Annotated in this window: 17 protein-coding genes; 10 read left to right on the forward strand and 7 right to left on the reverse strand. The window is 69.0% G+C overall.

The features are described from left to right. The first annotated feature begins 74 nt into the window (after positions 1 to 74). The 9 genes from VGR32_RS09865 (at position 75) to VGR32_RS09905 (ending at position 8895) form a co-directional block, all read left to right on the forward strand. Positions 75 to 2237 carry a bifunctional (p)ppGpp synthetase/guanosine-3',5'-bis(diphosphate) 3'-pyrophosphohydrolase gene (locus VGR32_RS09865; RefSeq protein WP_327450153.1) on the forward strand — a complete coding sequence of 721 codons (2163 nt, stop codon included), beginning with the start codon at positions 75 to 77 and terminating at the stop codon, positions 2235 to 2237. 17 nt (positions 2238 to 2254) lie between these two features. Continuing rightward, entirely contained in the window at positions 2255 to 3073 is an 819-nt protein-coding gene (locus VGR32_RS09870; protein ID WP_327450155.1) for a TIGR00730 family Rossman fold protein, read from the forward strand. Beyond that, positions 3070 to 3654 (forward strand): orotate phosphoribosyltransferase, encoded by a 585-nt coding sequence (gene pyrE / locus VGR32_RS09875; RefSeq protein ID WP_327450157.1) that lies wholly within the window; start codon positions 3070 to 3072, stop codon positions 3652 to 3654. Before VGR32_RS09870 ends, pyrE begins: the two co-directional genes overlap by 4 nt. Positions 3655 to 3662: 8 nt before the next feature. After that, a complete protein-coding gene (locus tag VGR32_RS09880) occupies positions 3663 to 4403 on the forward strand; it encodes a pyridoxine 5'-phosphate synthase (RefSeq protein WP_327450159.1) in 741 nt (246 codons plus the stop codon). Next, on the forward strand, positions 4400 to 4804 hold the full coding sequence (acpS, locus tag VGR32_RS09885) for a holo-ACP synthase (protein WP_327450161.1): 405 nt from the start codon (positions 4400 to 4402) through the stop codon (positions 4802 to 4804). The genes VGR32_RS09880 and acpS overlap by 4 nt, the downstream gene beginning before the upstream one ends. Positions 4805 to 5135: 331 nt before the next feature. Continuing rightward, positions 5136 to 6011: a signal peptidase I gene (gene lepB, locus VGR32_RS09890; protein ID WP_414642912.1), complete on the forward strand. Its 876-nt coding sequence runs from the start codon at positions 5136 to 5138 to the stop codon at positions 6009 to 6011. Next, positions 6004 to 6732, forward strand: coding sequence for a ribonuclease III (gene rnc, locus VGR32_RS09895; RefSeq protein WP_327450163.1), 729 nt, complete (start codon positions 6004 to 6006; stop codon positions 6730 to 6732). Before lepB ends, rnc begins: the two co-directional genes overlap by 8 nt. Beyond that, positions 6729 to 7694 (forward strand): GTPase Era, encoded by a 966-nt coding sequence (gene era / locus VGR32_RS09900; RefSeq protein ID WP_327450165.1) that lies wholly within the window; start codon positions 6729 to 6731, stop codon positions 7692 to 7694. The genes rnc and era overlap by 4 nt, the downstream gene beginning before the upstream one ends. Continuing rightward, positions 7684 to 8895 (forward strand): serine hydrolase domain-containing protein, encoded by a 1212-nt coding sequence (locus tag VGR32_RS09905; RefSeq protein WP_327450167.1) that lies wholly within the window; start codon positions 7684 to 7686, stop codon positions 8893 to 8895. Before era ends, VGR32_RS09905 begins: the two co-directional genes overlap by 11 nt. Here the strand turns inward: VGR32_RS09905 and VGR32_RS09910 are convergent. From VGR32_RS09910 to VGR32_RS09935, 6 genes are read right to left on the reverse strand one after another with little or no spacing between them, the layout of a single operon-like run. Then, positions 8892 to 9551 carry a dihydrofolate reductase family protein gene (locus VGR32_RS09910; RefSeq protein ID WP_327450169.1) on the reverse strand — a complete coding sequence of 220 codons (660 nt, stop codon included), beginning with the start codon at positions 9549 to 9551 and terminating at the stop codon, positions 8892 to 8894. The two genes, VGR32_RS09905 and VGR32_RS09910, sit on opposite strands and share 4 nt — an antisense overlap. Beyond that, a complete protein-coding gene (locus VGR32_RS09915) occupies positions 9551 to 9940 on the reverse strand; it encodes a DoxX family protein (protein ID WP_327450171.1) in 390 nt (129 codons plus the stop codon). The genes VGR32_RS09910 and VGR32_RS09915 overlap by 1 nt, the downstream gene beginning before the upstream one ends. Before the next feature lie 35 nt (positions 9941 to 9975). After that, positions 9976 to 10419, reverse strand: a complete 444-nt coding sequence (locus VGR32_RS09920) for a VOC family protein (protein ID WP_327450173.1) — start codon at positions 10417 to 10419, stop codon at positions 9976 to 9978. 23 nt (positions 10420 to 10442) lie between these two features. Continuing rightward, a complete protein-coding gene (locus VGR32_RS09925) occupies positions 10443 to 10922 on the reverse strand; it encodes an SRPBCC domain-containing protein (RefSeq protein WP_327450175.1) in 480 nt (159 codons plus the stop codon). A 26-nt stretch (positions 10923 to 10948) separates the two neighbouring features. Continuing rightward, complete coding sequence (locus VGR32_RS09930) at positions 10949 to 11452, reverse strand: SRPBCC family protein (protein WP_327450177.1); 504 nt, start codon at positions 11450 to 11452, stop codon at positions 10949 to 10951. After that, entirely contained in the window at positions 11436 to 11783 is a 348-nt protein-coding gene (locus tag VGR32_RS09935) for a metalloregulator ArsR/SmtB family transcription factor (protein ID WP_327450179.1), read from the reverse strand. The genes VGR32_RS09930 and VGR32_RS09935 overlap by 17 nt, the downstream gene beginning before the upstream one ends. A 108-nt stretch (positions 11784 to 11891) precedes the next feature. Between VGR32_RS09935 and VGR32_RS09940 the strand changes: the two genes are divergently transcribed. Further along, a complete protein-coding gene (locus VGR32_RS09940) occupies positions 11892 to 12350 on the forward strand; it encodes a nuclear transport factor 2 family protein (protein ID WP_327450181.1) in 459 nt (152 codons plus the stop codon). Here VGR32_RS09940 and VGR32_RS09945 read toward each other — a convergent pair. Next, positions 12283 to 13305 (reverse strand): hypothetical protein, encoded by a 1023-nt coding sequence (locus VGR32_RS09945; protein ID WP_327450183.1) that lies wholly within the window; start codon positions 13303 to 13305, stop codon positions 12283 to 12285. The genes VGR32_RS09940 and VGR32_RS09945 overlap by 68 nt on opposite strands. Between the last annotated feature and the right edge of the window lie 39 nt (positions 13306 to 13344).

A 13344-nucleotide genomic window follows, 5' to 3' on the forward strand; every position in this document is an offset into this window, starting at 1 on the left:
TCCTGCCGGCGCGCCAGAACGCGCCGGCCCCCCAGCCTGAGACGACCGGACCCGCCGCCACGCGCGCCAGGGTCATGCGTCAGTTCGAGCTGATCGAGGCCGTCAAGGCCTACGACCCGTCTGCCGACGAGGCGTTGCTGAACCGCGCCTACGTCTACGCCATGAAGATGCACGGCTCGCAGCTGCGCGCGTCCGGCGATCCGTACTTCGCGCATCCGATCCAGGTCGCCGGCATCCTGACGGACTACCGGCTCGACACGGCCACCATCGTCACGGCCCTGCTGCACGACGTGGTGGAGGACACCACGGCCACGCGCGACGACATCGCCGAGATGTTCGGCGAGGAGATCGCCGGTCTGGTCGAGGGGGTCACCAAGCTCAGCCGGCTCGAGCTGCAGGCCGAGCACACGCGGCAGGCGGAGAACCTGCGCAAGTTCATCCTGGCCATCTCGAAGGACGTTCGCGTTCTGCTGGTGAAGCTGGCCGACCGTCTGCACAACATGCGGACGCTGCAATACGTGAAGCCGGAGAAGCGCGAACGCATCAGCCGGGAAACGCTGGAAGTCTATGCGCCGCTGGGTCGGTCGATCGGCATCCACTCGATCGCGCAGGAGCTGGAGGAACTCTCCTTCGAGCACCTGAATCCGACGGCGCGCACCGCGTTGCAGCGCCGGCTGGACGCCCTGAAGCTCGAGCACGGCGAGGCGCTTGAAAAGGTGACGAAGGAGGTCGGCGCGGTGCTGGCCGAAGCCGGCATCGAGGCCCAGGTCATGGGCCGGCAGAAGACGCCCTATTCGATCTGGCGCAAGCTTCAGCGCAAGTCGGTCGGCTTCTCCGCCCTTTCGGACATCTACGCCTTCCGCGTGATCGTCGCCGACGACGCCGACTGCTATGCCGCGCTGGGCGTGATCCACCGGCGCTGGCCGATGGTGCCGGACCGGTTCAAGGACTACATCTCGACGCCGAAATCCAACAACTACCGGTCTTTGCACACGACGGTCGTGGGGCCGGGCGGCCTACGCATCGAGATGCAGATCCGGACCGAGGCCATGGATCGCGTCGCGGAGGACGGCGTCGCCGCGCACTGGGCCTACAAGAACCACGCCTATGGCTTCGACAAGGAGGCGATGGAGGCGGACGGTGGGCGCGACCCGCTGCAGAACCTCCGGCATCTGGTGCAGGTGGTCGAGAGCGGCGAGGGCCACGAGGCCAACGACGACTGGGTCGAGCACGCCAAGCTGGAGATGTACCTCGACCAGGTCTTCGTCTTCACGCCGAAGGGGGCGCTGATCACCCTGCCGCGGGGGGCCATGCCGCTGGATTTCGCCTATGCGGTTCACACCGGCATCGGCGAGACGGCCGTCGGGGTGAAGATCAACGGCGAGCTGAAGCCGATGCGCACGCCGCTGGTGAACGGCGACGTGGTCGAGATCGTGCGCGGCGCCAAGCGCGAGGTGCCGGCGGATTGGCGCAGCCTGACCGTGACCGGCCGTGCGCGGTCGGCCATCCGGCGCAACATCCGCACGACCGAGCGCACCGAATACCTCAAGCTGGGCAAGGCCACGCTGGAGCAGACCCTGGGCCGCGTGGGCAAGAGTCTGAAGGACGTGGCGCTGGCGCCCGCGCTCGAGACGCTGGCCATCGGCGGCGAAGACGAGCTGTTCACCGCCGTCGGGCAGGGCAAGGTGTCGCCGGCCAAGGTCGCCGAGACGCTGTTTCCGGCGCTGAAGGGCACGGTGAAGTCGGTCAAGGCGCGCAAGCGGATCAATGACGAGGAAGCCCGCCTCTTCGTCAACGGCGGCGGGTTGACGCCGGGGGTAAGCATCCACTTCGGCGCCTGTTGCTCTCCGCTGCCGGGCGATCGCATCGTCGGCATCCTGGAGCCGGGGCAGGGGCTCACCGTGCACACCATCGACTGCAATCGTCTGGCGGACGCGGCCGACGACGACACCATCTGGCAGGATCTGCAGTGGACGCCACGCGCGGAGACGAGCGGGCTGGCGGCGACGCGTCTGCGCACCACCATCCGCAACGCCCCCGGGGTGCTGGGCGCCGTGGCCACGCTGATCGGCGAGGCCGGCGGCAACATCCTGAACCTGAACATGACGCGCCGGCAGCAGGACTTCTTCGACGTCGACATCGACGTGGAGGTTCTGGACGCCCGGCACGCGACCAGCATCATGGCGGCCCTCCGCGCGAACCCGGCGGTGGACACCGTCGAACGCATCCGCGGCTGAGGCGTTCGCAGCCCGACATGACCGACCCGCATCCGCAAACCGCCGCCCAGCTGGCCTCGCCGTCCTATCGCCTCGCCGCCCTGGATCAGGACTTCCTGCTGTCGGAGGCGCTCCGTGGCGTCCGCTTCCAGCTTGAGTACGAAAAGGTCGAGAGCGCGCTGAAAGCCTGGGGCGTGCGCTCCACAATCGTCGTGTTCGGCTCGGCGCGCGTCGGCGTGGACGGCCAGGGTCGGCACGCGCACTGGTACGACGAGGCCCGCAAGTTCGGGAAACTGGCCTCGGAGCGGGGCGGAGCCATCAAGGGCGAGGTCGGGCAGCCGCGCGACAACGTGATCGCCACCGGCGGCGGGCCGGGCATCATGCAGGCGGCCAACCAGGGCGCGTTCGAGGCCGGCGCGCCGTCGATCGGCTTCAACATCACCCTGCCGCACGAACAGTTTCCCAACCCGTGGTCGACGCCGGAGCTGACATTCCAGTTCCACTACTTCGCCATGCGCAAGATGCATCTGGCGATGCGGGCCAACGCCCTGGTGGTGTTCCCCGGCGGGTTCGGCACGCTGGACGAGCTGTTCGAGATCCTGACGCTGCGCCAGACCGGCAAGGCGCCGGAGATCCCCATCGTGCTGTTCGACCGGTCCTACTGGGAGGGCGTGATCAACTTCGACGTCCTGATCGAACACGGCATGGTCAAGCCGGACGACATGCGGCTGTTCAGCTATGCCGACGACGCCGAGGCGGTCTGGGAAGCGCTGCTGGCCGCCGGGCTGAAGCCGCACGAAAGCATCGACAAGCCGGCATTGCCGCACACCAAGGTCAGGGCTAATCGGGAGGCATGACCTCCGACGACGTTCTGAACGAGTTCCGGGCCGCGGGCGCCCTGCGCGAAGGCCATTTCGTGCTGTCATCCGGCCTTCACAGCCCGGTCTTCCTGCAGAAGAATCTGGTCTTCATGGATGCGGAGCGGTGCGGCCGGCTGTGCCGGGCGCTGGCGGAGAAGATCGAGGCGGCGGTAGGCCCCGTCGACGTGGCGATCTCGCCGGCGGTCGGCGGGATCATCCCGGGCTATGAGACGGCGCGCTGGCTCAAGGTGCCGTCGATGTACGTCGAGCGCGAGGCCGGCGAATTCAGGCTGCGCAGGGGCTTCCACGTCGAGGCGGGCCAGAAGGTCGTGATGGTCGAGGACATCGTCACGACGGGGCTGAGCTCACGGGAATGCATCGCGGCGATCCGGGCGGCGGGCGGCGACGTGGTGGCCGCGGCGTGCATCGTCGACCGCTCGGGCGGCCGCGCCGACGTCGGCGTGCCGCTGGTGGCCCTCGCGACGCTGGACGTTCCGGCCTATCCCGCCGACGCCCTCCCGCCCGAATTGGCGGCCCTGCCGGTCGAGGATCCCGGCAGTCGGCGACTGTCGAAATAGGGCGGGCGATGACGGCGCACGTCAGGCTGGGCGTCAACATCGACCACGTGGCGACGGTTCGGAACGCGCGCGGCGGTTCGCACCCGGATCCGGTCAGGGCCGCGCGGGAAGCGCTGGCCGCGGGGGCGGACGGCATCACCGCCCATCTTCGGGAAGATAGACGCCACATCACCGACGCGGACATCGCCGCCCTGAGCGACCTGTGTGCCGAGGCCGGGCGGCCGCTCAACCTCGAGATGGCCGTCACCGAAGAGATGCTCGCCATCGCCTTGCGTCATCGGCCGCATGCCGCCTGCCTGGTGCCGGAGCGGCGCGAGGAGGTGACGACCGAGGGCGGACTGGCCGTGGCGGGGCACGAAGCGCGGATCGCGCCGGTCGTGAAAGCGCTGGCCGAAGCCGGCATCCGGGTGTCCCTCTTCATCGAGCCGAGCCCCTCGCAGGTCGAGGCCGCGCACGCCGTCGGCGCGCAGGTCGTGGAGTTCCACACCGGCCGCTATTGCCACCTGTCCGGGGACGACCGTCTGGCGGAGTTTGACCGCCTGCAGACGGCGGCCAGCCGGGCGGCGGGCCTCGGTCTGGAAGTGCATGCCGGGCACGGGCTGGACTACGTCACGGCCGTCGACATGCTGGCCATTCCCGAGGTGCGGGAGCTCAACATCGGCCACTTCCTGATCGGGGAAGCGGTGTTCGTTGGACTGGCGACGGCGATCGCACGGATGCGGGCGGCCATGGACGGAGCGGGTTCGTGATCGTCGGCGTCGGCGCCGATCTATGCGACATCCGTCGCATCCAGGAGTCGCTGGACCGGTTCGGCGACCGGTTCAAGCGGCGGTGCTTCACCGAGATCGAGCGCGCGCGTTCGGATCGCAAGCCGGACGCGGCCTGGAGCTACGCCAAGCGGTTCGCGGCCAAGGAGGCCTGCGCAAAGGCGCTGGGCACCGGCATGCGGCGCGACGTCTACTGGAAGGACATGGGCGTGGTGAACCTGCCGTCCGGGCGGCCGACCCTTGCCCTGAGCGGTCCGGCGGCGGAGCATCTGAAGCGGATGACCCCGCCGGGGCATGAGGCGACGGTGCACCTGACGCTCAGCGACGAGCATCCCTATGCGCTCGCCTTCGTGGTGATCGAGGCCTTGCCCGTCGCAAAATGAGACTATACGCCTGCGACGCCATGAAAACCCGCCGCAGCGCGGGTGGGGGACCCTCGAGATGAGCGACGTCGACAAGCCGCAGGACCACGCCGAGCCGGGACACGAGCCCCAGGCCGAGCCCCACCCCGCACCCGATGCGAACGGGCACGTCGAGCCCGAAGGCCAAGCCGACGGCACGCCGGCCGCCGACGTCCATACCGACGCCGAAGCCGGTGGGGACGTGACGCCCGATCCGGTGCAGTCCGTCAGCGACGGCCACGAGCCGACGCACGAGGAAGCGCCGCACGAGCCCGCTCCCACCCCGCCGGCGGAGCCGATGGCCGCCGCAGCCGTGGCCGGAAGCGCGGCCGCGTCCGCCGGTCGCGTCGACGCCGCCTCGCCGATCTGGAGCGATCACGGCGATGCGCGCGACCACGCGACGCCGACCCCGATCTACAAGGAGCGCAAGGCGAAGAAGGACAGGAAGTCCGGCGGTTCGGGCGACGAGTTCGCGGAAATCCTGAAGACGGTCTTCTTCGCCCTGCTGATCGCCGTGGTCCTGCGAGTGGTGCTGTTTCAGCCTTTCACCATCCCGTCGGCGTCGATGGAGCCCAACCTGTACGAGGGCGACTACATCGTCGTGTCGAAGTGGTCGTACGGCTATTCGAAGCACGCCATCCCGTTCAGCCCGCCGATCTTCGAAGGCCGCATCTTCAACAAGGCGCCGGCGCGCGGCGACATCGCCGTGTTCAAGCTGCCGCGCGACGACAAGACCGACTACATCAAGCGGGTGATCGGCCTGCCCGGCGACCGCGTGCAGATGATCGACGGCACGCTGCACATCAACGGCCAGCCGGTGCGCGACGTCGTGGTGGCCGCGTCGGAAGTCGGGGAGACCTTCGGCGCCCGTCCGGCGACCCAGCTGCGGGAGACTCTGCCCAACGGCCGCACCTTCACCATCCAGGACTTCGGACCGGGCGGCATGCTGGACTCGACGCCGGTGTTCGAGGTGCCGGCGGGTCACTATTTCATGATGGGCGACAACCGCGACAACTCGGTGGACAGCCGTGACCAGACCTCCCAAGGGGTCGGGCTGGTGCCGGAGGAGAACCTGATCGGCAAGGCCGAGATCATCCTGTTCTCGTGGTCCCCGGGGGCGTCGCTGTTCAACCCCGTCAGCTGGTTCAGCAAGGTGCGGTTCAGCCGCTTCTTCACGGACCTTGACTGACCCGCGGCAGAACCGTCGCGCGGACGCCGTCCGCGACCTGACCGCGCGTCTGGGCCACGCCTTCACGCGGCCCGAGCTGCTCGAGACCGCCCTGACCCACGCCAGCGTGGGCGAGGGCGCCGAGCGGGACGCGCGCGGTCGGCCCTTCGCGGACAACCAGCGTCAGGAGTTTCTGGGGGACCGGGTGCTGGGCCTGCTGGTGGCCGAGCGTCTGATGCGCGACCTGCCGGACGCCGACGAGGGCGAGATGTCGTCGCGCCTGCATGCGCTCGTCGACAAGGCCGCCTGCGCCCGGGCCGCCGAACGGCTCGGCGTCGGCCCGGCCATGCGGCTGTCGCCGGGAGAGACGAAACAGGGCGGCCGCCGTCGTGAGGGCGTGCTGGGGGACGCCATGGAGGCGATCCTGGCCGCGGTCTATCTGGACGCGGGGCTGGATGCGGCCCGCGCGGTGTTCGCACGGGCGTGGGCGGAGGAACTTGCGGCGCCGGCGAGGCGAAGCCTCAGCAACCCGAAGTCGGCGCTGCAGGAATGGTCGCTGGGCGGGGGACGCGGCCTTCCGACCTACCGCATCGTGGAAAGGACCGGCTCGGACCACGCGCCGACGTTCACGGTCGAAGTCCTGGTTCCGGGCCTGCAACCCTTGACCGGGCAGGGGCGCTCGCGTCAGGAGGCGGAGAAGGCGGCCGCCGCCGCCCTGTTGTCCAGTGAAGGCGTCATTTGACCGAAGACTCCACTCCCCATTCTCCTGGCCAGACCCGCGCCGGGTTCGCCGCCATCATCGGCGCGCCGAACGCGGGCAAATCCACCCTTGTGAACCGCTTGGCGGGCTCCAAGGTCTCCATCGTCACCCAGAAGGTCCAGACCACGCGGTTCCCGGTCCGCGGCATCGCCATGCACGGCGACGCCCAGATCGTGCTGGTGGACACGCCCGGGATCTTCAGCCCGCGCCGCCGACTGGATCGCGCCATGGTCGCCTCGGCCTGGGGCGGGGCGGACGACGCGGACGTGGTGGTGCATCTGGTCGACGCCGCGTCCCACATCGCCTCCGGGACGAAGGACGGCACGGCGGCCGACCGGCGCGGCGCCGAGGACACCGAGACCATCGTCAAGGCCCTGACCGAGGCCGGAAAGCAGGTGGTTCTGGCGCTGAACAAGATCGACGGCATGCGCCGCGATACCCTCCTGGCTCTGGCGCAGAAGCTGGACGCCACCGGCGCCTACTCCGAGGTCTTCATGATCTCGGCGGCGACGGGAGACGGCGTTGACGACCTGAAGGCGCGGCTGGCCGACGCCATGCCGGCGGGGCCGTGGCTCTATCCCGAGGATCAGGCCGCGGACGTGCCGATGCGCGTGCTGGCCGCCGAGATCACGCGCGAGAAGGTCTATCTGCGCGTCCACGAAGAGCTCCCGTACTCGGCCGCCGTGGAGACGACGGCCTTCGACGACCGCGCGGACGGGTCCGCCCGGATCGAACAGACCATCTACGTCGAGCGTGACAGCCAGCGGCCGATCGTGCTCGGCAAGGGTGGGCAGACGCTGAAGTGGATCGGCCAGAAGGCACGCGAGGACCTGACGGAGATTCTGGGCCGCCCGGTGCACCTGTTCCTGACGGTGAAGGTCGACCCAAAGTGGCAGGACAGCCGCGCCCTGTATGCCCAGTTCGGACTGGACTATGACGCCTAGTCCGGCGGCCCGCTGGGCCGGACCGGTTCTGGGGCTGGCGCTCGCCGTCGCGGCGCTCGCGGGCGGGGCCTGGTGGTGGACGTCGCAGGACAAGACCGCCGCCGCGGTCCCGGGCGCGCCCGAGCGGCCGCCGGCGGTCGTGGTCGAGGATCTGCCGATGTTGAAGGCGTCGCTGGACGAGCAGGCGGCGCGAGGACGTTTTGGCGGTGTGGTGCTGGTGGCGAAGGGCGACCGCGTCCTGTTCCGTCAGGCGTACGGGCTCGCGGATCGGGAGACCGGGGCCCCCGTCGAGCTGAACTCACGTTTCAGGCTGGCCTCGGTCAGCAAGCAGTTCACGGCCGCGGCGATCCTGCGGCTGCAGGACGAGGGCGTGCTTTCGGTAGACGATCCCCTGTGTCGCTGGATCCAGCCCTGTCCCGAGGCATGGGCGCCGATCCGGCTTCGTCACCTGCTGTCGCACACCGCAGGGGTGCCGGACCTGATGGCGCAGGCGAACTGGGGCCACCGCCGCACGACCCCCACGACGCTGGCGGATCTGACGACCGCATCCGGCTTCTATCGGCTGCAGTTCGAGCCGGGGACGAAAATCCGGTACTCGAACGCCGGCTACAACCTGCTGGCGGCCGTCGTGGAGGCGGCGAGCGGCATGGAGTTTCACGCCTGGCTCCAGGCGAACTTCTTCACGCCGCTGGGCATGCACGACACCGGCTATGACGGCTCCGGCACGATCGTCATGGGCTATGCCGATCTGGCCGGCGGCGTCACGCCCCAGCCGAACGCCAACGTCAGCGTCATCACCGGGGCGGGCGCGCTGTACTCGACGGTGGACGACCTGCTGGTCTGGAACCGCAAGCTGCACGGCGGCGGCCTGGTCTCGGACCGGAGCTATGCCGACATGATTCGCGACCATGGCCCGGCCGACGCGCCGCCGGAGCGGGGACGGCGGCGCCGCGACTGGGGCTACGGCCTGTTCGCCAACACGCTGGGCGATCGCGTAACCCCGGGGTTTCACGATCGCCAGATCTATCACACGGGGAGCTGGTCGGGGTTTCGCAACATGGTCGTTCATCAGCCGGAGACGGACGTGACGGTGATCGTGCTGTCGAACAACTACCACCGCCAGCCCGAAGTGTTCCTCGTCAGCCAGCAGGCGTTGGCCGAGACGCTGGGCCGGCCATTCCCGACCGCCCTGTTGCGCTAGCCGCCCTGGGCCCAGCGTTCCCGGCGCTTGAGCTCCGCGTCACTGGGCGGCTGCGTCTCGAAAGTGCCGACGGGCACGTCTCCGGCGCGGCGATAGGTGGCGAAGATCACGCCCTTTGGAGTGACGTGGCCCGTCTCCATCTCCCACGCGTGCGGCGACGCCCCGTGCTCGAACAGCCGGCGGCCTTCGCCGAGAATGACGGGGAAGGTGATGACCGTCAGCCGGTCGATCAGGTCGTGCGCCAGCAGGCTCCGTATCAACGTGCCGGATCCGTTGATCAGCAGGTCGCGATCGCCGTCGGCCTTCAGCGCGCGGACCGCGCCCGGCACGTCGCCTTCGAGGCGCTCGCTGTTGACCCAGGTCAGCGGCGTGCCCGGCCGGGCCGCCACGTATTTGGTCGCAGCGTCGAATGCGCGACCGATTTCGTCGCCCTGATACGGCCAGAAAGCGGAGAAGATTTCGTAGGTGCGGCGGCCCAGCAGCAGGTCGTAGTCGGAGCCCATGGCGCCGCCCATCAGGCCTTCAAGGGTCTCGTCCCACCACGGCGCGTTCCAGCCGCCGAAGCGGAAGCCGCCGGTCGGATCCTCTTCTGGCCCGCCCGGGGCCTGCATCACGCCGTCCATGGAGACGAAGACGGCGGCCCTGATCTGTCTCATCACGTCCTCCGCAGGGGGAGCAGTGCGCGCAGGTCCGCATCCCGCAGCCAGAGGCCGGCCCACATCACCAGGCCCAGCCACACGCCGAACAACGTATGACTGGCCAACGGGCTGCCGGCGTTCATGTGCGTGGCGATCGCGCCGCCCAGCAGGGCCGTCATCGTCACAGCGCCGAGAAGGGCCGTGCGCCGCCAGGCGTAGAGCAGCGTGCCGATAAGCTCGATCACGCCGATCAGCGGGATGTTCTCGTCGGCGACGCCGATCGGCCGCGAGGCTTCGCGCGCGATCTCCGGCATGAAGAATTTGGGCGCGACCGACGCGCCGAGCATGAAGAGTACGAACAGGGCGCTGAGCACCCGCCCCGTCCAGACGAGGGGTGTGGCCTTCATCACAATATCTCCGGGTGAGGGGAGGACGGCCGGGATCAGCCGTGCGGCGGCTTCCAGTCGGCCGATGGGATGGTGTTGATCATCCACGGCACGCCGAACCGGTCGACGAAGCCTCCGAAGCCGGGCGACCAGGGCGATTCGCCGAACGGCATGGACCGGGTTCCGCCGTCAGAGAGCTCGTCGTACCAGCGCCGCGCCTCGGCGAGGTCGGCCGTGTGCAGCGTGACGTCGAACCCGTTTCGGGGTTTGTCGTGGCCCGGCGCGAACTCCGGCAGCAGGTCCGATCCCATGAGCGACTGATCGCCGAGATCCATCCAGCAGTGCATGAGCCGGTCCTTGTACTTCGGATCGACCGGCATGCCGGGGAATCCCTCGCCGTAGGGGATGGCGGCCGTGATCTTGCCGCCCAGCACGCGGGCGTAGAACTCGAAGGCTTCCCGGCAATCTCCGTAGAAGCTGACGCTCGTCACGATCTTCATGGTCGTCTCCTCGCGTGAAGGGTTCAGTCGGGATTGGCGGCCAGCCAGGCCTCCAGCCGGTCGACCGTGGAGGTCCAGCCGTGGCGGTGGCCGGCAAGGCTGCGTTCGTTCTTCAGGCCCTCATGGGTGAAGTCCATGACGGTCCGGCCGTCATCCGTCTCAGAAAGCCGGACGGTCACCAGGGTGTCGACCGCCGGGCCGTCCTCGTGGTTCTCGCCCTCCCATCTGAAGGTGAAGGAGAGGCGTTCGCGTTCGACGATCTCGCGGTAGACGCCGCCCTGCCACAGCTCCTCGCCGGTTTCCGGCGAGCGCAGGCCGATGCGCCAGGCGCCGCCGACGCGGAAGTCAGAGGTCACGCTGAACGCTGGCCATTCGACCGGGCCCATCCACAGCACCAGTATCTCCGGCCGCGACCACGCCGACCACACCAGGGCGCGGGGTGCGTCGAAGGCGCGACGCATGTCCAGGCGGGGACGAAGGGCGAGATCTTCGGCAAGGGGCATGAGACGGGCTCCGGTCGGTCAGTCGCTCAGAAGGTCTTCACGATCTCGTTGAGCTGATCGGCGACCTGACCCCAACCCTCGTGGAAGCCCATTTCGACGTGCTGCTTCATCGTCGCCTCGTTCCAGTGGCTGGCCGTGGCCTTGTAGCGGGTCTTGCCGTCGCCGGCGGGTTCGAAGTCGATCCGGGCCACCATGAACGGGGCCCCGGCCGGTTTCCAGTCGGGCGTGAAGGCGTCGGTCGAGATCAGGCGGCGGTTCTCGACCACCTCCAGAAACACGCCGGAGTTCGGGAAGACCTCGCCTTCGGGCCCGTGCATCACGAAGTTGAAGCGGCCGCCCGGGCGGGGCTCGATCACCGCGTCGGTGATGCTCCACGGCCTGGGCGCGAACCACTGCGACAGGATCTCAGGGTCCGTGTAGGCCCGGAAGACCTTTTCCGGCGGGGCGTCGATGACGCGCTCCAGAACCAGGTCGAAGGCGTGGGCGACCCCGTCGGTGTCGCAGGGATTGGTCTCAGTTCCGTTTGCCATCGTCGTTTCCTTTCTGAACCTTGCGCAGATAATCTTCCAGGCGATCGAAGCTCTGGTCCCAATAGCGGCGGTAGTGCTCGATCCACTCCGCTATGCCCTTCAGGGCCATCGGCTCCAGTCGGGCGGGGCGCCACTGGGCCTCCCGTCCGCGGCTGATGAGCCCCGCCTTTTCCAGAACCTTCAGGTGCTTCGACACGGCCGGCAGGCTGATGTCGAAGGGCTCGGCCAGCTCGTTCACCGACGCCTCGCCCTCACACAGCCGGGCCAGAATCGCGCGACGGGTCGGGTCGGCGAGGGCGGCGAACTTGAGGCTCAGGGGATCGGAGGACATGGCGGACCGGTGGTGAACTGATCGGTTAAATGCACCGATCGCCGTTTGTTGTCAACCGTTCGGTTAAATACCGTCGCGCGGCCTAGGCTGTCGTCGAAGGAGCTCGCCATGTCCCTGATCCTCGCTCTCGTCGCCGCGCTGGCCGCCGATCCGGAGACCGCCGCGGTCGAGGCCGCCATAGACCGGATGCATCAGGCGGCTTCAGCCGCCGACGGCGCGGCCTATTTCTCTCAGTTCACCCCGAACGCGCGGTTCGTCGGCACCGATGCGAGCGAACACTGGCCGCTGCAGGATTTCCGCGCCTATGCGGAGCCGTATTTCGCCCGGGGTCGCGGCTGGACCTACGTGCCCCGCGATCGGGTGGTGACGATCGCGCCGATCGACTGCCGCTGCGTGGCCTGGTTCGACGAGAAGCTGACGAACGAGAGCTACGGCGATCTGCGGGGATCAGGCGTTCTGCGCCTGACGCCGGACGGCTGGAAGATCGAGCAGTACGTGCTCAGCTTGACCGTACCGAACGATCGAGCGGCTCGCGTGGTTGAGGTGATCGCCGCTCCCGCCGAATGAGGGCGCCGTCGGCCTCGTCCTCGATGACGCGATCGATGCCCTCGTTGGTGCGGGCGTCGATGGCGAGCATCTGGCGCTCCAGCTCATACCCCTCGTCCATCAGCTTCATGGCCTCGATGCGCCGGGCCTCGAACTGGGCGAAGACGCCGCGGTTGCTGAACATGAACAGGCCGCCCATCGGCTGCCACGACCCCTTGTTGGCCTCCAGCATGTTCAGGTGCGCGTCCAGAAGATCCAGCAGGCGGGCCTGCACTTCCCAGTAGCGCGTGAGCAGCGGAGCCTTGTCCCCGGCGCCGATGTCGAACCGTTCCAGCACGGCGGTCCGGGAATAGCGGTCCATCACGTTCTCCTCGAGAACCGTGCGCGCGGCGGCGTCGGCGGCCGCCAGCCGGGCCGGCGCCTCCGTCACCAGCTGGCGCGCCTGCGCCAGACGTTCGCGGGCCTCGCCGAAACCGCCGTCGCGGTCCAGTCCGCGCGGGCTGAAGGAGCTGCGCCCCATCGTGAACGCCAGCTGCCGGTGCACGGCCTGATACGCCCAGGTCTGCTTGTTGCGGGAATTGGTCAGCGCCTCGACCAGCCGCACGGCATAGCCGGCGCGATCCGCCTCCATCGTGCGGGCCACGGTCTGCGGCGCTCCGGCCAGCAGGGCGACGCCCGCAAGACCGGCCGCGTAGGCGAGGCCGTTGCGCCGGTTCGCGGGCTGCAGGATCAGGGCGTTGACCAGTCCGCCGACCGCCGCCGCGATCAGCAGCGAGGTCAGGACCAGGGCGCCGACGGAGGTGATCCAGATCGTCAGGCTGCCGGCGTCCGTGCCGTCGCCGAAGGCCTCCGCCTCCAGCGCGCCCGACGTCCACCACGCCGCGCCGGCCACCAGAACGGCGCCGACGGCCAGAAAGGGCCAGCTGGGCACCTTGGTCTGCCACGCGCGGCGACGGGATCCTGAGTACATGTCCATGATGAGCCTCCCCACCGCGGAGCTAAGCGTGACCGCCGG

The organism is Brevundimonas sp. (assembly GCF_035935935.1).
In the GTDB taxonomy this organism is placed as follows: domain Bacteria; phylum Pseudomonadota; class Alphaproteobacteria; order Caulobacterales; family Caulobacteraceae; genus Brevundimonas.